Raw genomic sequence first — 19735 nt, 5'->3', positions numbered from 1 at the left:
GGCCTTATTGCCCCTTAAAAGTAAATTGAAAGGTTTGTATCAGCAGCGGCTGTATGTTGGCTTTTCTCGGTAAGCGTTCTTTGCCAGCAAAGCGTTTTGGATCAACGGTAATAAAACCCCAAAACTGTAAAAAACGTTTTATAAAACGTGACTCAATACGAATACCGAGCTGCTCTTGTGGTGCGTAGTACTCATCGCTGGGAAACTGGCGAAGTAAATCAGGAAAGGCGACTGCTACTTCTTCTATCAATTTATCAATAGCCCCGTGGCTTTGCAGCCGCCACAACATAAATAGCCAGAAGGTGCGTAAATCACCATTCTCTTTCCAGCTATCAAAATAGCCCCAGTTGTACTTAGTAATTGCGGCCTCAAGCATGGGTAAGAAAAAGGCTTGCAAACCATGGGCTTGATACTGCTTTTGCGCCGTTTTTTTAACCTGAAAATGCCCGTTTTTTTGGACCATAATCCCCGCAATTTCGGCTAAGATGCGAGTGTAATGTAGCGCGTTAAACTTATCTTCGTTGATGCCGGTGTATTCACTAATGCTGGGGTCAGTTTCATACTGAGCAACAGCAAACTCAGGCAATACATCACTGGCTTTTTTTACTAGTTTTGCCGGTAAGTTACCTCTGCTGGTAGCTTTAAAAGCGCCATCCTGCTGCATGGCTTCATCTAATATCAACGCCAAATAACGCATTACTGGGCTGGTTGATAAATTATTCGGTATGTTGATCGTCACATTAGCCAATTCGCTAAACGGCGCATACAGCCAGTTGGACAATTGGCTTGATGATAGGCCACAAAAATCAGCGCGGGGCCGATTATTCTGTTCTGTTATTTTATGTTGAGCAACAAGGTTTAGCTCATCAAGACTAAGCTTAGGATTCATTGCCGCCGTGTGCACTATGTCATCGCACATTTCTGCATGCTGTTTTGAGGTGCTATCCATACAGCAACGTTTGTATTTTTTGCCACTACCGCACGAACAAGGATCGTTTCGACCTAGTTTCATTTTGAGTCACTCTGCACTGTTTAATCTGAACTATGGATAAGAATATTTATATGAACACCCATTATAAATATTTCCAAGTGATTCTAAACATTAAATGCGTGTTAGTTGATTACCTGCTCGGCTCGGCTGATCCCTAAACCTTGTGCAACTTGTTGCCAGTATTTACTTGATATATGCCCTGACTAGAACTCGTATCCGAGACTTTAACTCATTATATGTAGTTGCAAATTTTTACCAATTTTAGTCAATCGATACTTTTGCAGCTTACTTGATGGCTTATCGGGCAAGGTCATTTCAAGATAACCTAAATTAAGGGCAGGTAAAATATACCCTTGCCGTAGATGCTCCGCTTCTTTGAGTTCAAGTAAAACTTGGATCTCTGCTCGACTTAATACACCAGAAAATTTAGAAACAAGCTGTTGTATCTTCCAATCAACAAGCTGAAATTCGTGATCCGCCGGGGTCGGCTTTACCTTTTTCGGGCCTAAAGTGCCAAATAATTCAGGTTTATTGAGTTTCAAACTCAAAATAAGCCACACTTTGCGATTTAACTAATTTGTTAATTCGGAATATTGTGTTTTGCATAACGTTGACAACTAGGTAAACAGGTAAACTGTAATTTTGAATAGTCACTGAAATTAGCATAGGGCTGCAGCCCTCTGCTAAAAGCTTGGCGGCTTGATTACAGAACCAAGAAAGGGGCCGTTCGACTTGCCTTCGACTTGGCTACTTCTGCCGGTTGACCCTGGGCAACCACTAGCCCGCCTTCATCCCCCGCGCCTGGGCCGATATCAATAAGCCAGTCGCTGTTGCTGGCCACCTGCATATCGTGTTCAACCATGATGACGGTGTTGCCTGCGTCAACCAGATCATTTAATTGCGACATCAACATCGATACATCTGCTGGATGTAGGCCGGTTGTAGGCTCATCGAGCACGTAGAGGGTGTCGCCCCGTTGTGAACGCTGAAGTTCGCTTGCAAGCTTGATCCGTTGCGCTTCGCCGCCCGACAACTCGGTTGCTGGCTGACCCAGTCGCAGGTAGCCCAGCCCAACTTGTAATAAAGCCTCTAATGCACGCAATACTGGCGCTTCATTTACAAAAAATTCCTTGGCTGACTCCACCGTCAAATCAAGCACTTGTGCGATGTTTTTGGCTCGGTAAGTGACCTCAAGGGTTTTGTTGTTGTAGCGCTGCCCGCGGCATACTTGGCAAGGTGAATAAACGCTGGGTAAAAACAACAATTCAACGCTGACAAAGCCGACTCCGTCACAGTTGGCGCAACGCCCTTTGGCCACGTTGAATGAAAAACGACCGACGTCATAACGCCGCGCTTTGGCTTTAGCTGTTGCAGCAAACAACTTTCGCACGTGGTCAAACAGACCGGTGTAAGTGGCTAGGTTTGAACGCGGTGTGCGACCTATAGGCTTTTGATTAACCGTCACTAGGCGTCGAACGTGCGCCATGCCGTCAACAATAGTGCCGCCCGTCGATGTTTCAAGTTCTCGTTCCAGCAACTCGGCCTCATCAGTAGGCAAATCGTCACTGGTATTAACGCCCAGTGCAGAGCTAACCAGTTCGACAAGTGCTTGACTCACCAAACTCGACTTACCCGAGCCCGATACACCGGTCACGGTAGTCATGACACCAAGCGGAAACTCAACATCTAAACCTTGCAGATTATTGCGTTCAACCCCTGCCACCTTTAACCACGCCTTAGGCTGTCGCGGTGCATGTTTTACTGCGGTATCACTGCTAAAAAGATATCGACGGGTATGAGATTGGTTGACTTCACGCAAGCTTTCTATGGGACCATTGTAAATAATTTCACCGCCATGTGTGCCGGCATCTGGCCCAACATCGACTATCCAGTCTGCATGGCGAATAACGCTGACATCATGTTCAACCACAAAGACCGAGTTACCCGCGACGATGAGTTCGTCCAGCGCACCCAATAATGCTTGTGTATCGGCCGGATGCAAGCCTGCCGAGGGCTCGTCTAACACATACACCACGCCGAACAGTTGCGAGCGGATCTGGGTTGCGAGTCGCAGACGTTGAAGCTCACCAGGCGACAAGGTGGGCGTGCTGCGTTCAAGCGACAAATAACCTAGGCCAAGCGTTGTAAGAGCCTCTACCCGAGCGAGAATATCGCTGGCAATGCGCTGCGCGATAATGACTTTTTCTCGATTGTGCATATTGTCGGCCGGTTTTGTATTGGCGGCGTCACGCAGCAATTGAGCTAGCTCGGTGAGTGTCAGTTGCGATACCTCACCAATATCCAGACCGGCAAACTTTACCGACAACGATTGTTGTTGCAGTTTTTTGCCCTTGCAGTCAGGACATTGGGAAATTTGCATAAACTGGGCAACGCGTTTTTTAGTGCGAGGACTTTGGGTGGTGGCAAAAGACTTCAGAATATAGCGTTTGGCACTGGCAAAGGTGCCCATGTAATGGGGCTCTTCCCCATTTTTAATGGCCTCATGGGTTTGGGCAAAATTGTATTCTGGAAACACGGGCACTTCTGGGGTCTCATCGGTAAATAGGATCCAGTCCCGTGTTTTTTTCGGTAGTTTGTTCCACGGTGTATCGATGTCATAGCCGAGTGATACCAGTATGCGACTCAAGTTTTGACCTTGCCATGCAGGTGGCCACGCTGCGATGGCCCGTTCTCGAATGGTTTTGCTATCGTCGGGCACAAGCAGTTTTTCAGTTACTTCAAACACGCGCCCTATGCCATGACATCGAGCACATGCTCCTTGAGGTGTATTGGGAGAAAACGCGTCTGCATATAATATGCTCTGACCTTGGGGATATTGCCCCGCTCGGGAATAAAGCATACGCAGGGCATTAGAAATCGTCGTCACACTGCCCACCGATGAACGAACAGAAGGCGTTCCTCGTTGTTGTTGCAGTGCTACTGCTGGCGGCAATCCGTTGATTGAGTCAACATCAGGCTCGTCAACTTGATCAATCAATCGACGGGCATAAGGTGATACCGAATCGAGATAACGACGTTGTGATTCGGCAAACAAGGTACCAAAGGCCAGTGAAGACTTTCCCGAGCCAGAGATGCCTGTGAAAACCACCAGTGCATTGCGCGGTAAATCAATGTCTATATTCTTCAAGTTGTGCACGCGTGCACCGCGTACCTGAATACAGTGCTCAGGCTCGCAGGGTATATCTTTAGCTTTTTTTCGAATGATTGTTGGCTCTCCTTTGATGTTTAGCGATAAAATGCTTCGTGCAATTTTGAGGGTATAAAGTAAAAAATGGCTCAAAAAGCAGCGCTATGACGACACCCATGCACGCCATTTTTAAGCATTTTAGTGCGCTTTTGAATTCACCAAGGGTAACAGAAATGCGTCACACTTGCCCGTGATGCCGGGCGAGGGACTTTAGAGTCCCAGCTATTTGGCCCGCAACTGTGAAGATACATTGTTCCGTTTAATCAGAGATAATTCGGCAAAAAAACAAAAAACAGGGTGTGCTAACAAGGCGTACCCGAAGATGGAATGCCGCCGCTAATAGGCAGCATTTAACTACAAAGATGGTTTGCCAGTAGCAACAAAAAATAGCAATAAACATAGGCAAAAAAGACTCATTCAAAGCAAACATATGGTTATGTTGATAGAATGACGGCCATTTATCCCTTAAGCTATCGAGGGGAAATTCATCACAATTAAAGGAGAGTTAACAGATGAATGAAGTAACACAAAGCAAAAAGCCAAGTAAAGACACCGCTAAACTTGTTTATATACTTTATTTAGTGGGTTTGGTTTTTGGCATAACAGGGATAGTTGGTGTGGTCATGGCTTACATTAACAAAGATGATGCACCTGACTGGCTAAAAACTCATTACCAATTCCAGATTAGAACCTTTTGGATTGGGGCGTTTTATATGTTCTTAGGAACACTTTTATTTGTCATCTTGATTGGATGGTTTATCTTCTTATTTTGGGTAATTTGGCTAATTGTTCGCGCAGTCAAAGGTATGAAAGCACTTGATGAAGAACGTCCTGTTGAAAACCCTACAAGCTGGTTTTTTTAAACACCAGCAAGTTGCTGAATTGCCTCTGTTGGACTAAGCCGAAGCCAACAGAGACGATGAAATGTGTTGTCGTGTATCTAAAAAAATAGGCTTTCATTGCGATTGTTTTACAAATGGCAAGACATTAACGGCAATTGGTTTCGCTCACACGGTAACGAAAACTGGCAGTTTAATGACCCAGCGCCACACCAGTATTAACGATTTAGCCATTAAGGCTAATGAACGTAAATTTCAATGGCCAACAGGTCGACACCCGGATGACCATCCCGGATTGACACAATTGGGTTTATAGTTTTCCACCAGAGGAAAAGTTATTTTGCGATTAGCTTCTGTGGGAGTTAAGCACAAGTGAAATATTATATTTATCGAGCCCCAAAAGGCAGAGTCCGTCATTCAAAAGTGCCCTACTCGCGAATATTAATTGCGTAGCGGATTGAACGAACCTCACCCGTTAATTGTACTAGGCACTCTTTGCTGACTAAATAAACTTATTTGGATTTAAATTTTAAGCCGTCCGGTTGTTGTTTAGACATGTAATCAACGTGACAAACAGCATTTTGAAATTTTTACCCTTTGATATTTATACAAACAGTCAAAAAACGATTGAGTATATTTACTAGCGCACATCATTGAGCTTTTTTAGCAAAAATCATTAACTAAAATTTCAGTTTATCCTTGTTATAAATGATATCAATGAGGTGCAAATAGTAAAAATATGAGGCAACATATTTGCTGGTTACGAAAAATGGTCTGTTTTAGCTAACACGCGGTCTAATCAACACCTAAGAGTTAATATCTAACATATGCTAAATTCGACTAGGTGGTTTTAGCCAAGAGATTATTTTTATAAACTATCAATATAAGAATGTTCTTTTTTTAACGCTATGAGGGTGTCAATATGTTTAGGCTGTCGCGTACCATACTTTTATTTATTGCATTCTCTAGCGCGATTTTATTTTTTGTACCAACAGCGCAAGCGATACTTATTCTGCGTGATAATCCCCCTGCCAAGTCTATTGTTTCAGGCCCTCTAGCGGATAGCCTAACATTGGCATACAAGGCTTTAAGTGAAGGTGCTCTGGATTTAGCAGAGAGAACATTTGATGAAGCGGGTAACATTGATCCGAAATCAGCTGAACCCTATATAGGTTTAGCCGAAGTAGCGATGCATCGACAAGAGTGGCCGCTGGTCGAGCCCTTGCTCGAAAAAGCAATAGCAATAGAACCTGAAAATGAGATCGCATTTCGCGCCATGGGTCGTTACTTGTTCCTTCAAGGTAATTTTGCAGAGGCTGAAGTTAGCTTTAAACAAGCCCTGAAAATCACTCCTAAAGAACCACGTTTACATATAGATTTAGGCGACACTTACCTAAAAGGTTTAAATGACCCCAAGAAGGCTGAGAGTGCCTATCGTCGAGCCATTAGTCTGCAGAAAGATCACGTACTTGCTCACTTAGGTTTGGCGGCCTCACTGGCGGTACAAGGTGATATTCAATCTGCAATAGATCAATATAATTTGGCCGCCCAAAACGCAAAAGGAAACCCTTTACCTTTGCACCTTCTAGGGCGCTTGTATGCATCCCAACGCAGGTTTGACGAATCGCTTATCGCTCTCAATAGAGCGCTTAAGGTCAGTAAAAATTATGTGCCTGCAATGCTAGAGCGAGGTGACGTGCATGTAGCAAAAGGTGAATTGTCGTTGGCACTTGTCGATTATCAAACCGTCGCAAAGCTTGAACCGACCAATGCGATGACACAATTCAATATGGGGACCGTTTATTACACACAGAAAAAATGGGCACTAGCCGAAGACTCATATGAAAAAGCTGTCGACTTAGATCCAAATTTTTATAACGCTTACAACAATCTCGCATGGATGGCCGTTGAGCGCCATGAACAGCTAGATAATGGACTTCGATGGATTAAAAGAGCCATTGAAATTTCGCCAGATTCAGCGAATCTGTATGACACACTCGGTTCGGTTTACATTGCGCGCGGAGAAAATCAACTTGCCGTACAGGCCTTGCAGAAGGCTACAACAAGAGGAACGCCCCGTCCGAGTACTTTGTATCGACTCGGTTTTGCCTATGCCAAAATCGGAAACAACGTTGAAGCGACAGCAGCCTTGCAACAAGCACTTGCTATCAGTGAAGTATTTCCAGAAGTTGATGCGGCGAAGAAACTTTTAACAGAGCTAGAGTAGTACGACTAGTATTAATGTGAATCAACGCTGAGTCATGAAAAAATAAACAGCGCCACGAAGTGACGCTGTTTACACAACTGTGTATTGACAAGAATGTTAGATTTTTTTGTTACGACGGGTCAGGTTCATCAGTCCAAGACCTGCCGCCATCAGCAATAACGTACCGGGTGCTGGTACAGGATTTCCTGGAGGTGGCGGATTATTTATCCCGCTTATTTCACCATTAAGATAGAGACTGGCGAAGAAAATATTGTCATCATTAGTAGGATTACTGGTGAAAAGCGAGAAGCTCGTGTCGCCAGTATTAAGAAACGACGACAGGTCGTAAAGCTCCCCATCATTTGCGTAGCTCTGAAGGTTAGAAGCTGTATCACCTAAACCACCAACAGTGATAAGACTCCCGTCAGTTTGATCCAAGCCATCATCAAAATTGCCAGCATTACTAGACAATAAATTTCCGTTAATGCTGACATTAGACGCCTGACCGCAGCAGCTGAATGAAATTCCTAAACCTAATTCCGCCGCGAAAGTAGGTGAACTAGTATCAAGGGGGGAACCGAAGAACACATTTGTCGTTTCACCACTCGTGTTTTGTCCACCGTCTAATAATGCTACGCTGCCAACAGCTAAACTAGCATCACTGTACACAATAGCCAGTATCTCACCGTCTAGTCGATTTGTTATTGAGCCCTCACCCACGGCCCAAGAATAATCAGGTCCGCCGCCGAGTAAAGATTGAACAAGAGTAGTAACGTCAGCGCGAGCAGTGAACCATTGACCAATATCGGCTCGGGTACTGGTAGCGCCCACCAAAGTATCAAAATTGTTTACCGCTTGGCCCGCGAGGGTAATACCTGCATTATTATAGTCAGCCAGCGTTTGGGGGCTATTGGGGTAAAAAGGGTACGGCGTACCAGCACTGTAAAGATAAGCTTGCAATACTGTGGCAGTGACAGGGATACTTGCCTGAACATTACCAATTGTACCTGTGCCGTTACCACCAATTCCATCGACACTCAAGCCGACAGTTCCATTCCATATGCCTGCAGGGACCAAGTCGGCCAGTGCGGGAGGACTCAGAGTGCAGACAGTAACCAACGCTGCAAGTGAGCCAATAAATTTTGTTTTCATGCCAAAATCCTTATAGTGTCACAGCCCCAATTTAATGTGCGGCCATCGCAGAGCAAACGTGTCGCCTAGAGGCGGATGGAGACAGATTACTTACACAAGCAGCGATATTTGCTTCGGCAGAACCTATCAAGATAAGTGCCATTTTTTTGACAGTATTTATAAAGAATTGAAAATGATTGATATTTAACCGAGGTACGACCAGTGGTTAATCGTCAACCTCGCAGAAAGTGTAAAATATCCTGACACATTCTTGCGGAGTTTTTAGCACTTTTATACACAAATGCTCACCGAAATTTACAAAATAGATTCAAAAAACATGCGGTTTTTTTGCAGTCAGAGACGACCGAATTACAAAAAGATATTTAAGTTATACGACAGCACTGTCGTATGGGCATTTGTTCTGCAGATAGTTTGTTTTTACTGGAGATCTGGCTAGGGGTATCATCAAACTTGCCTTGGCGCCTGTTGAGACTGCCGTGGTCGACTGAATTCAGTCGCCCCGAGTGAGCCTGTACTAATTTTGCTAACAAAGATTGCACCTGACATCTGTCGTGACTTAATCTATTTATGCTTCCAACATTCAAGTCTAAGATCTGAATCGATGCCATAATTACCCCCAGTTAGCTAACTAACAGCCTTAATCAACAAATAAGTTTTAGTTAGTGCTTGAATTTTTTACTACAAATAATATGTTGAGTTGACTGCTATTTGTTGACGAATTGCGCTAGCATTCGCGGCTAAAATTTGTCCTTGTAATTGAATTAATATCTGTTTGAAAAAATGGATACGGAGAAGAGAGTGAATAAAAGTATTATCACCAACGGATTAGCCTTGTTTTTAACCTTGTTGGGCTTTGGGCTAAATAATGACATGGTAAAAACTGTGGGCTTGTTTGCCCTGTCGGGTGCCATCACCAATTGGTTAGCCGTGCATATGTTGTTTGAAAAAGTGCCTGGTTTGTATGGCTCTGGGGTTATTCCGCAGCACTTTGAAGATTTTAAAAACGGCATCCGTAATCTCATCATGGAGCAGTTTTTTACCAGCGAAAATATTCAGCGTTTTATGGCTGATAGCGGCCAGTCTAAGAGTTTTAATTTAAAACCTATTTTAGAGAAAGTTGATTTAGCCCCCACATTTGATTCATTGGTGGCAGTGATCCAAGCCTCGTCATTTGGTCAAATGCTCGGCATGTTTGGTGGCGTACAAGCCCTTGAACCTCTCAAACAACCCTTTATGGATAAGATGCTGGTGTCTTTACAAGAGATTGCCGACGATCCGGCCTTTATGGCTTTAATTACTGATGAACTTAAACAAGCCGACGTCCAAGATGAAATGCAAGTTAAAATTAGCAATATTGTTGAGCAACGCCTAAACGAACTGACACCACAAATGGTTAAAGAAATCGTGCAAAAAATGATTCAACAGCACCTAGGTTGGTTAGTGGTATGGGGCGGCGTGTTTGGCGGTTTAATTGGTTTAGTGGCAGCGGTATTATCATTTTAATCAGTGTTTCTGGGCTATATTTGACGCAGAGCATGGTTACTCTCTGCGTCTTCTGAATATTTATATAAACGTTGATTAACGCTGACCTTAGATTGTCACAAACCTAATGTAAAAATACCAAGAGTATGAGTCGATTCATGCGTCTTAGGTCGCAAAAATATATTAAAAATGCGATGCTAAGCGATTATTAAATTAACACCAAAGGACACATTATGCGTTTACTTCACACTATGTTGCGCGTGGGCAACCTTGAGCGCTCAATCAATTTTTACACTGAAATGTTGGGTATGCAGTTACTTCGCCAAAGTGAAAATGCCGAATATAAATACACGCTAGCCTTTATAGGTTACGGAGAGGAAAGTTGCACTACCGTGTTAGAGCTTACCTATAACTGGGGTACAGAATCCTACGATATGGGCAAGGCCTATGGGCATATTGCTATTGGTGTTGATGATATTTATGGTTTGTGCGCCAAACTTGAAAAGTTAGGTGCGGATGTTTACCGCAAACCAGGACCCGTATTGGGTGGTAACACGGTTATCGCTTTTGTGCGTGACCCAGATGGTTACGCCATTGAATTAATTGCAGACTAAAATTAAGGTTTAAATAATGAAGTTACGCCTATTAAGTTTATTGTTAGCCAGCAGTTTTATGGCGACATGTTTAGCTCAGCCACTTGTTATTGCCCACCGTGGTGCCTCGGGTTATTTACCTGAGCATACTTTAGAAGCGGCGACCCTGGCATTTGCGCAAGGCGCCGATTTTATTGAACAAGATTTAGTCCTAAGTAAAGATTTAGTCCCAGTGGTACTGCATGATATTCATTTAGATACCGTGACAGATGTGGCGAGCAAATATCCTCAGCGCCATCGCGAAGACGGTCGTTTTTACGCCTTAGATTTTACGCTTGCTGAACTTAAAACATTAGATGTGCATGAAAGACGAGAGCTAGACGGCACGCAAGTTTTTGCTAATCGCTACCAAGGCAAGGCAAGCTTTAAAATAGCGACCTTTGCAGAAGAACTCGAACTGATTGCTCAGCTTAATCGGCAATTCGAGCGTCAAGTAGGTTATTACTCAGAGATTAAGTCGCCAGCGTGGCATCAACAACAAGGCGTCGATATAAGTCTTATTGTGCTGAAAATGTTGCGAGAGTATGGACTAGACGATGCCAACCAAGCTATTTACGTGCAATGTTTTGATTTTGCTGAAATAAAACGTTTACGCAGCGAGTTAGGCGCTAAGGTCAAACTTATTCAGTTAATTGGCGATAATAGTTGGGGCGAAGCAGATACAGATTACACTGCCCTGCAAACACCAGCGATGTTGGCTGAGGTGGCTAAATATGCGCAAGGCATAGGCCCATGGTTGCCTCAAGTATTTGATCTAAAGGCGGGTCAAGCCACTTCTTTGGTGAGTGACGCCCATCAAGCGGGTTTACAAGTACATCCTTATACCTTTAGACAAGATGCCCTTCCGCCGGGTGTAACGTCACAGCAGATACTCTCTGTGCTGTTTAATCAAGTTAAAGTAGATGGCTTGTTCAGTGATTTTACTGATACGGTCGTTACCTTTTTAGATGAGCAAAAAGCAAAAAATCCCAACTAAGGGATTTTTTACACCATAAACTACGATTGATTTAGGGTTTTGACATGCGTACCACGACACGCCTGTTTAAAGCCCGGGTCGATTCGTTAGTATTGGGCGAAATATGTCGGCGTTCCCCATGGCCTGTCACATCAATTCGCTCGGCTGGCACACCGAGGTTACTAAAAAACGATTTAACCTCTACTGCGCGCTCGATAGATACTTTTTGGTTAATACCCGAAGCGCCATAACTGTCGGTATAACCATCCACTAAAACCAGCTCTAAGTCTTGGTCTTCGTTTAAATATTCGGCAATCATGCTCAGTCGCTGTTTTGAGTATTTAGTTAGTTCTGTGGTGCCAAATTCAAAATTCAATACGGTATAGGCGATATCATCAAAACTATAGGGCAACAAGTTGGCCACGCATTGCGCAAATTGCTGATAGGCCAGTGTAAAATTACTGGCGTTTAAACCCACTGCCACTTGATCATATTGATTATACCAATCTTGATAATAGAGGGTTGGCCAATAACCCTTTTCGAGTTCAGACAACATTGTCCACGCCGCTTGCTCGGGTAAATCACCATTGTATTGTTTACGAATAGTCATATCAGCGATGGTTTTAGACGCCTGTCCGGGCATCCATTTAGGTGGCACCGAATACACTGCAGCGACGCCATAGGTTTTAGGCAATTGCAGCATATCTAACTCAAATTCCATATTAAGTTGCTTTGATGCCATACTGGTAAAAATGGCCTCACCGTAACCTGGTAAACCGTGTACTAAGGAGCATTGTAGCCGGTTAGGATTTTTCAATTGCCAACTAGATGATTCGATTTTTGCTGAGTACTGTCGTAGGGCAGCCCAGGAATTCAAAGGGACCAGCACGACGCAAAGCCACAATAAGCCTATTCGAGTATTCGTTTTCATGTCATTAACGCCCTCACTTCTGTGCCTTTTTATCGACCTAAACGACTAATTGTTTAGCCATAATTGCGTTAGCTTGAGTAATAAACTTAATACTGACTGAGTATTTGTCACTTGTAAAAGGCTTTTACACTAGCACCCTTGCCGGTTAATTGTCATAATCTCGCCACTTCACACGTCCATAGGTTTACATGTCTGAGTCACATTGTTTAATAAAAAATCGTTTTCGGGGTTATTTCCCCGTTGTAGTTGATGTTGAGACCGCAGGATTTAATGCAAAAACCGATGCATTGTTAGAAATTGCTGCCGTTACATTAAAAATGGATGAAAACGGATTCCTGCATCCCGACAAGACGTTTCACCATCATGTAGAACCGTTTGTCGGGGCTAACTTGGAACAAGCTGCTCTGGACTTTAATGGCATCGATCCCTATTGCGCCTTACGTGGTGCAATCGATGAATCTGAAGCCATGAAAGAATTATGTAAAGACATTCGCAAAGAGCAAAAAGACGCAGATTGCCAACGATCAGTGATAGTCGCCCACAACGCCGCTTTTGACCAAGGTTTTGTCAATGCCGCTATCGAGCGCAGCAATATTAAACGCACGCCTTTCCACCCTTTTGTTTCTTTTGATACCACAACACTGGCTGGCCTTGCCCTAGGTCAAACAGTATTAGTCAAAGCTTGTATGGCTGCGGGAATTGAATTTGATCAGAAAGAAGCTCACTCAGCCCTTTACGATACACAAAAAACGGCAGAGCTATTTTGTTATATCGTCAATAAATGGAAAGTCTTAGGTGGCTTAGGGTCAGATTAATTTAACGCCTTGTTTAAATAAAAAAACCGCTATTAAGCGGTTTTTTTATTAACAATTATGTTTAGAGACTATCAGCGTTTTCTGATAAGTAACTCGCCACACCAGCAGGGCTATCAACCATGCCTTTTTTACCTTCAGTCCAACCGGCAGGGCATACTTCACCGTGCTCTTCGTGGAAGTTTAGGGCATCAACCATACGTAACATTTCGTCGATGTTACGTCCAAGAGGTAAGTCATTAACTACTTGGTGACGCACAACGCCTTTGTCATCGACTAAGAATGAACCACGGAAAGCGATACCGGCATCTGGATGCTCAACATCATATGCTTGGCAAATTTCATGTTTAACATCAGCAACCAAAGTATATTTTACTGGACCAATACCACCGTCATTGATAGCAGTGTTGCGCCATGCGTTATGGCTGAATTGTGAATCAATTGATACACCGATGACTTCAACACCGCGCTTTTGGAATTCTGCATAGCGCTTGTCAAAAGCAATTAATTCAGAAGGGCAAACAAAGGTAAAGTCTAAAGGATAAAAGAAGATAACGGCTTTTTTACCTTTGATGGCTTCGCTTAATGTGAAGTTTTCTACAATTTCACCACTGCCTAATACGGCCGCGGCAGTAAAATCTGGTGCTGGACGACTTACTAATACACTCATTTCATTCTCCTTTTGGGTTTTATCAAACTGCTAGTTTTGCTTATTTAAGTTTAGCAAATAAATCTTACTGGCTAATGTTGGTCCGTTTGCATAAAAAACAATTATTAACTGCAAACTAATTTTAGTAAGTGTGGAATCGTAACGCACAATTATTTTTATGTTTATTTATTCAACAATTTAATACTTGATCTTTATCTAAATGACAATTATTATTATTTGCATCTGGAGTTGGAGGAGCAAATATGTACGTTTGTTTGTGTCACGGTATTACTGATAAAGCAATTAAACAAGCCGTTCGAGAAGAAGGTATTGGTAACGTGCGTCAGTTAAAGCATCATTTGGGTGTTGGTAGCCAATGTGGTCGTTGTATTCAAATGGCGCAAAGCATAATCGACAATACCATTATTGATGAATCTCTTTTCAAAGAAGTGTGCTAATAACCATCCCTTGGTGCTGTTAGCACATCTTTCGTTTTATGACTTAGCTTTGCCAATAACTCTTTTTGCAACTTATCTAAAGTTTGCTATTCCACTGTTCAAGTCATACATTCTGCGAATAATTCCACGCTTTTCAAGCGAGCTTCAATATCAAAAATAGGCATTGAAACAATAATTTCATCGACTTGTGTGGCGGCTAAAAATTGCGCTAATTTTGCTTTCACTGTTGCTTGACTGCCCACTAGTGCGTACTGCAAAGTATGGTTAATCATCAACCTTTCTGCCTCAGAGCAAAGACCCACGATAGAGTCTACGGGAGCTGAAAAAGCCTGATTTACCCCACGGCGCATCTTAATAAATTGCTGTTGTACTGAAGTAAATAGGTATTGGGCTTGTTCGTCACTTTGCGCAACAACCGCCATTAAGCCCGCAGAAACGTAGGGGCTTTGGCTTTGCTTAGAAGGCTTAAAATGGTGTCGATAAATACTTAAGGCATCATACAGTTGATCAGGTGCAAAGTGTGAGGCAAAGGAATAGGGTAGACCCATACTCGCGGCTAACTGGGCGCTGTATAAACTCGAACCAAGCAGCCACAGGGGAATATTACTGTTTTGACCCGGCACGGCATGAATTGCTGCCTCGCCCTTTGAGGGTCCTAAAAAGCCCTGTAATTCACGAATACTCTGCGGATAATCGTCGACGGGTGAATTGAGGTCACGGCGCAGTGCTCTGGCGGTTGCCATATCACTTCCCGGCGCTCGGCCTAAGCCTATATCAATACGTCCTGGATACAGCGCCTCAAGGGTGCCAAATTGTTCTGCAATCACCAAAGGAGAGTGGTTGGGTAGCATAATTCCGCCCGACCCTACTCGAATATTTTTTGTCGCTGAGGCAATATGGCCAATAACTAAAGCTGTCGCCGAACTCGCTACCCCTTGCATACCGTGATGTTCAGCTAACCACACTCTTTGATATGCGCATTGCTCGGCTACTACCGCCATTCTACGGCTATTATTTAATGCCTGGGCAACGGAGCCACCTTGATTGATTGGAGCGAGATCAAGTAAAGAGTATGGGAGCATAATGGTTTCATTTATTGAGGCATTTCGTTGATAGAAATTGGGGTAGTGGCTCAAATTACAAGTGACAGGCTAAAAAACAGTAAGTTCTACCACTAATTGTTGGTTTTCAACCGTGACAGATTGTAATACGGCTTTAGCCAATTTGTGTTTCATGTTGTCGTCTTTAAAGCGATAAATAGGTTTAGCCGATAGATACTGTTCAAGAGCGAGTTGCGCAATCTGCTGCACTTTGTCTAGATGCTTAGCCGCCACATCCTTTGACTCTATGGATTGGATCTGGGGATTATTCAAGAAAAACGCCCCTTGGTCGGCATCATACAATAATGAGCCTGTGAGTTTAATCGCCCCCTGCCCGCCTAATCCACCAGGAGCAGAAATTAATATACGACTGAATAGGCCAATTTCATTGCTACTTTCAGCTAATTCGATGCGCGGATTTGACAATATTACCGTAACAAATAGTTTGGTTTTTTCAATCGGCATCAAGGCTTCTACCTTAGATTGCAATTCTTGTTGCGATATATTGACGGTATAAGTCAATGCACTTGCCCAGGACGAGTGCGCGGCTAACGCAAGCCATAAAAACCAATTTTTCAAGTAGAACAACTCCGTTTTAAGTCGGTTGATTATTTAACAACATTCAACCATAAAAATACCCCCTCGATTTATATCACACAATTGCTTTACTTCGTGTCATTTCAATAGAAAGAATGAGATAGGCGCAGTATTGCAATATACAGGAGTTAATTACCTTGCTCCGCAAAACAAAAAGCCCACAACATTGTTGCGGGCTCTTTTATTTTATATAAATAGCTAAGGGTATAAATGAAGAGTTATTTACTCTTTTTATGCATGCGCATTAACAGATTACGTTTACGACGTTGTGAATCAGTCATAAAGTCTTGTTTATTCTCGAATGGGTTAGCCCCTTCGCGGAATTCAACTTTAATGGGCGTACCCATTATTTTAAGTGATTTACGGAAGTAATTGATCAAATAACGTTTATAAGAATCGGGCAAGTCTTTAACTTGGTTACCGTGCACCACAATTAAAGGAGGATTATATCCACCAGCATGGGCATATTTCATTTTAACTCTGCGCCCACGAACCATTGGAGGTTGATGATCATCTTGCGCCATATCCATAATACGCGTCAGCATTGCCGTATTAATGCGTTTGGTGGCTGAAGCATAGGCTTCCTGCACTGACTCAAACAAATGGCCTACACCGGTTCCATGCAAGGCTGATATAAAGTGAATACGAGCAAAATCGATAAAACCTAAACGACGATCAAGTTCACGTTTTATTTCTTCTTTTACATCTTTGCCTAAACCATCCCATTTATTAACCGCGACCACTAATGAGCGTCCGGCGTTTAGCACAAAGCCCAATAAACTGAGGTCCTGATCGGTCAAGCCCTCTTGGGCATCGACCACCAATAACACCACATTTGCCTGTTCAATGGCTTGCAGAGTTTTGACGATAGAGAACTTTTCAACCGCTTCGGATATATTTTTACGGCGTCTTACACCAGCCGTATCAATCAGAATATATTCTCGACCATCACGCTCCATGGGAATAAAAATACTGTCACGAGTGGTGCCTGGCTCGTCATACACTACCACCCTATCTTCACCTAAAATGCGATTGGTTAAGGTAGACTTACCCACATTAGGTTTACCGACCAAAGCCAACTTTATCGGTAAATTTTGTAATTTTTCGAGTTGAGCTTCAGCATCCAACTCTTCTTGGCTTTCTTCAACTTCTGGAATGACCATTTCTGGAAATGCAGTTTCCAGAGGTTTTAAGGCGAGCTCGAGCAACTGAGATACACCGCGACCATGGGCTGCTGCGATTTGACTGACAGTGCCTAAACCTAAGGCGTAAAAATCTGCACTTTCACTATCACCATCGATACCATCGACTTTGTTGGCGACCACGTAAACTGGCTTTTCTTGTTTGCGAAGATGATTAGCAATACCTTGATCGGCCGCCGTCATTCCGCTACGAGCGTCCACTAAAAACAACACAACATCGGCTTCAACAATGGCTAATAGTGATTGTTCCGCCATGGCCATATCGATACCTTGTTCGTTACCGCTTATACCCCCCGTATCAACCACAATAAATTGCAGACTTTCATATTTTGCCTGACCATATTTGCGATCACGAGTCAGCCCCGGAAAATCAGCAACTAAGGCATCACGCGTACGTGTTAATCGATTAAACAACGTCGACTTACCAACATTTGGACGACCTACAAGAGCAACAACCGGTAACATAAATGACTATCCTATAGACAAAAAAGGCTCGGATACGTATCCAAGCCAATTAAAAATTTCAAAATTATTAGCCGCTTATCGGCTATAACAACATAATTAGGGCGTTTGCACTGCCACTAATTTGCCGTCGCGCGTTTGGGTATAAATGACATTGCCATCAACCACAGGGGCACTGTAAATACTCTCATCTTCATCGTCATCGCCGACAGCAATTCTTGATACTATTTTGCCGTCAGACTGATTAAACCAATGTAAAAAGCCGTATTTATCGCCAGCCACTAAGTATTCTCCTACTGGCACTGCTGATGTCAGTAATCTTTGTTTTAACTTACCTTGGCTCCACAATTCAACACCATTGCGGCCATCTAAAGCATAAAGATTGCTATTAGAATCAACCACAAACAACGTAGAACCAGCAATGGTTAAGCGACGATAAGATTTATAATCGCGTTTCCAAATGATGCGGCCACTGCGCATTTCTACCGCAGCCAACGACCCATCATAGGTAATAACATAAATGATACCGGCAGAGACTAGAGGTTGACTGTCGATATCAACGATACGCTCCAACTCAGTGACACCGCTGGCTGAGGTGATAACTTGTTCCCAAGCTGTCTGACCACTTTCAAGTATATTAACCACTAACTTACCGGTTGCAGTGCCAATGATTGCACCACCACCAACAGCAGCAGGCGCAGATACACCACGTAACGACAAGGGCGGAACCTCTGATTCGTAGGTCCACACTGTTTCGCCATTACTTGCGTCTAGCGCGAAGACCATGCCAGAACCGGTATTTAATACCACAATGCCTTCGTCTATGGCAGGTGCGGCGATAACTTCACCTTTAACACTGACCTGCCACTTTAGCTTGCCGTTTTTCGCATCAAGCGCAATTACTTCGCCATTTTCAGTCCCGAAAAACACAGTTTCATAAGCAATGCTAACACCGCCCGATATTTTTGCCGGTAGGCCATCTGACCATAACTTTTTAAGGCCAGAGGTTAAGCCGGTATTAGGATAAATGGCAAAATTACGGGTCCAAATTTCTTTACCCGTTTTTTGATCATAGGCCGCCACTAACCCTTGACGATTAGCCGCATAAATATTGCCATAAGCCAAAGCGGGTTCAAGTCTCGAGTAATAATGACCAACACCACTGCCCATATCTTCTTGCCAAAGGATCTTGGGGGTAAATAAAGCTTGAATGGGCTGCAGACGACGGATGGCAATTTCCTCATCGTCAGAGAACCAATCAGCAATCGTTGAACACCCTGACAATGTCAGGATAGAAACAACCAGCAATGAATAAATGGGCAATTTCAATTTATTCACCTTACCCATTCGCTGCAACAGCCGTGACACTGGTCAAGCTATCTAATTTCATTTTTAATAATCGATCATTACTGTTTTTCTCTAAAGCAGCGCTATAGGCCGCACGTGCTTTATCAAAAAGCTGTTGCGCTAAATACACATCACCTTTGACTTCATGTACTTGTCCGGCAAACGCCTCATCTACCACTGCTTCCACACTTTTCAGTGCTTCTTCAAATTGACCTTGCTCAATCTGTACGCGAGCTAGACGAATACTGGCAATGGCTTTAATCGTAGATATGTCAGCATTGCTCACCACAAATCTTAATTGTTTGCTTGCTTCGGATAAATCCTTACGCTCTATGGCTTTTTGCGCCAATTCTAGCGACATCAAATAGGCGTAACCAGTATCACTGTGCTCAGTAACATAGGCTTGTGCTTGACTATAGCCTTTTTCATTTTCACTCAGATTGGTAGAGGCTTTTTCATAGGCAAAAGAGGCACTTTCTTGCGCTTCAATTTGTTGCTCGTTATACCAACGCCAGCCATACAAGCCGCCCAATCCAAGAACGGCACCAATGGCCAGAGCCATGCCATTTTCCTTCCAAAAACGCTTGATTGCTTCGACTTGTTGTTCTTCTGTTTCGTAACGTTCCATCAAATATTCCTCTTACTACTCTCGCTCATGGTTAAGCGTTGTTATTTTAAACCTAAATTTTGT

19 protein-coding genes are annotated in these 19735 nt (G+C 43.3%); 8 read left to right on the top strand and 11 right to left on the bottom strand.

Going from position 1 to position 19735, the window contains the following annotated elements; genetic code table 11:
- Positions 1 to 4: 4 nt before the first annotated feature.
- From ABKW31_RS02780 to ABKW31_RS02770, 3 genes are all read right to left on the bottom strand, one after another.
- The gene (locus ABKW31_RS02780; RefSeq protein WP_348614676.1) at positions 5 to 1012 is read right to left on the bottom strand and encodes an SEC-C metal-binding domain-containing protein; all 1008 of its coding nucleotides are present in this window, start codon (positions 1010 to 1012) and stop codon (positions 5 to 7) included.
- A gap of 203 nt (positions 1013 to 1215) precedes the next feature.
- Positions 1216 to 1539, bottom strand: a complete 324-nt coding sequence (locus ABKW31_RS02775; protein WP_348614675.1) for a Fic family protein — start codon at positions 1537 to 1539, stop codon at positions 1216 to 1218.
- 155 nt (positions 1540 to 1694) lie between these two features.
- A complete protein-coding gene (locus tag ABKW31_RS02770) occupies positions 1695 to 4217 on the bottom strand; it encodes an excinuclease ABC subunit UvrA (RefSeq protein WP_348615183.1) in 2523 nt (840 codons plus the stop codon).
- A gap of 494 nt (positions 4218 to 4711) precedes the next feature.
- Between ABKW31_RS02770 and ABKW31_RS02765 the strand changes: the two genes are divergently transcribed.
- The 3 genes from ABKW31_RS02765 (at position 4712) to ABKW31_RS02755 (ending at position 7265) form a co-directional block, all read left to right on the top strand.
- Positions 4712 to 5062, top strand: a complete 351-nt coding sequence (locus ABKW31_RS02765) for a DUF4870 domain-containing protein (protein WP_348614674.1) — start codon at positions 4712 to 4714, stop codon at positions 5060 to 5062.
- Between the two features lie 96 nt (positions 5063 to 5158).
- Positions 5159 to 5260: a DUF1348 family protein gene (locus ABKW31_RS02760; protein ID WP_348614673.1), complete on the top strand. Its 102-nt coding sequence runs from the start codon at positions 5159 to 5161 to the stop codon at positions 5258 to 5260.
- A gap of 700 nt (positions 5261 to 5960) precedes the next feature.
- Complete coding sequence (locus ABKW31_RS02755; protein ID WP_348614672.1) at positions 5961 to 7265, top strand: tetratricopeptide repeat protein; 1305 nt, start codon at positions 5961 to 5963, stop codon at positions 7263 to 7265.
- 96 nt (positions 7266 to 7361) lie between these two features.
- On the opposite strand, the gene ABKW31_RS02750 is transcribed toward ABKW31_RS02755, so the two are convergent.
- Positions 7362 to 8396: a PEP-CTERM sorting domain-containing protein gene (locus ABKW31_RS02750; protein ID WP_348614671.1), complete on the bottom strand. Its 1035-nt coding sequence runs from the start codon at positions 8394 to 8396 to the stop codon at positions 7362 to 7364.
- 798 nt (positions 8397 to 9194) lie between these two features.
- On the opposite strand from ABKW31_RS02750, the gene ABKW31_RS02745 reads away from it, so the two are divergent.
- The 3 genes from ABKW31_RS02745 to glpQ all read left to right on the top strand — a co-directional run bounded on the left by ABKW31_RS02745 (position 9195) and on the right by glpQ (position 11507).
- The gene (locus tag ABKW31_RS02745; protein WP_348614670.1) at positions 9195 to 9899 is read left to right on the top strand and encodes a DUF445 domain-containing protein; all 705 of its coding nucleotides are present in this window, start codon (positions 9195 to 9197) and stop codon (positions 9897 to 9899) included.
- Positions 9900 to 10111: 212 nt separating this feature from the next.
- Positions 10112 to 10492: a lactoylglutathione lyase gene (gloA, locus tag ABKW31_RS02740; protein ID WP_348614669.1), complete on the top strand. Its 381-nt coding sequence runs from the start codon at positions 10112 to 10114 to the stop codon at positions 10490 to 10492.
- A 16-nt stretch (positions 10493 to 10508) separates the two neighbouring features.
- Positions 10509 to 11507 (top strand): glycerophosphodiester phosphodiesterase, encoded by a 999-nt coding sequence (gene glpQ / locus ABKW31_RS02735; protein ID WP_348614668.1) that lies wholly within the window; start codon positions 10509 to 10511, stop codon positions 11505 to 11507.
- 31 nt (positions 11508 to 11538) lie between these two features.
- Here the strand turns inward: glpQ and ABKW31_RS02730 are convergent, their stop codons facing one another.
- The gene (locus ABKW31_RS02730) at positions 11539 to 12417 is read right to left on the bottom strand and encodes an OmpA family protein (RefSeq protein ID WP_348614667.1); all 879 of its coding nucleotides are present in this window, start codon (positions 12415 to 12417) and stop codon (positions 11539 to 11541) included.
- Between the two features lie 188 nt (positions 12418 to 12605).
- On the opposite strand from ABKW31_RS02730, the gene rnt reads away from it, so the two are divergent.
- Positions 12606 to 13232: a ribonuclease T gene (rnt, locus tag ABKW31_RS02725; RefSeq protein WP_348614666.1), complete on the top strand. Its 627-nt coding sequence runs from the start codon at positions 12606 to 12608 to the stop codon at positions 13230 to 13232.
- A 61-nt stretch (positions 13233 to 13293) separates the two neighbouring features.
- On the opposite strand, the gene ABKW31_RS02720 is transcribed toward rnt, so the two are convergent.
- Entirely contained in the window at positions 13294 to 13899 is a 606-nt protein-coding gene (locus tag ABKW31_RS02720) for a peroxiredoxin C (protein ID WP_348614665.1), read from the bottom strand.
- Between the two features lie 242 nt (positions 13900 to 14141).
- Between ABKW31_RS02720 and ABKW31_RS02715 the strand changes: the two genes are divergently transcribed.
- Positions 14142 to 14336 carry a bacterioferritin-associated ferredoxin gene (locus ABKW31_RS02715; protein ID WP_348614664.1) on the top strand — a complete coding sequence of 65 codons (195 nt, stop codon included), beginning with the start codon at positions 14142 to 14144 and terminating at the stop codon, positions 14334 to 14336.
- Positions 14337 to 14434: 98 nt separating this feature from the next.
- On the opposite strand, the gene ABKW31_RS02710 is transcribed toward ABKW31_RS02715, so the two are convergent.
- The 5 genes from ABKW31_RS02710 to ABKW31_RS02690 form a co-directional block, all read right to left on the bottom strand.
- Positions 14435 to 15421 (bottom strand): LLM class flavin-dependent oxidoreductase, encoded by a 987-nt coding sequence (locus ABKW31_RS02710; protein ID WP_348615182.1) that lies wholly within the window; start codon positions 15419 to 15421, stop codon positions 14435 to 14437.
- A 66-nt stretch (positions 15422 to 15487) separates the two neighbouring features.
- Complete coding sequence (locus ABKW31_RS02705; RefSeq protein ID WP_348614663.1) at positions 15488 to 16015, bottom strand: DUF1439 domain-containing protein; 528 nt, start codon at positions 16013 to 16015, stop codon at positions 15488 to 15490.
- 236 nt (positions 16016 to 16251) lie between these two features.
- The gene (der, locus tag ABKW31_RS02700; RefSeq protein ID WP_348614662.1) at positions 16252 to 17700 is read right to left on the bottom strand and encodes a ribosome biogenesis GTPase Der; all 1449 of its coding nucleotides are present in this window, start codon (positions 17698 to 17700) and stop codon (positions 16252 to 16254) included.
- A 96-nt stretch (positions 17701 to 17796) separates the two neighbouring features.
- The gene (bamB, locus tag ABKW31_RS02695; protein WP_348615181.1) at positions 17797 to 19044 is read right to left on the bottom strand and encodes an outer membrane protein assembly factor BamB; all 1248 of its coding nucleotides are present in this window, start codon (positions 19042 to 19044) and stop codon (positions 17797 to 17799) included.
- Positions 19037 to 19672: a tetratricopeptide repeat protein gene (locus tag ABKW31_RS02690; RefSeq protein WP_348614661.1), complete on the bottom strand. Its 636-nt coding sequence runs from the start codon at positions 19670 to 19672 to the stop codon at positions 19037 to 19039. The genes bamB and ABKW31_RS02690 overlap by 8 nt, the downstream gene beginning before the upstream one ends.
- Between the last annotated feature and the right edge of the window lie 63 nt (positions 19673 to 19735).

The organism is Paraglaciecola sp. 25GB23A, assembly GCF_040012495.1.
Taxonomy (GTDB): Bacteria; Pseudomonadota; Gammaproteobacteria; order Enterobacterales; family Alteromonadaceae; genus Paraglaciecola.
The sequence above is the reverse complement of the archived record's forward strand: the minus strand, read 5'-3'. Positions and strand labels throughout refer to the sequence as shown.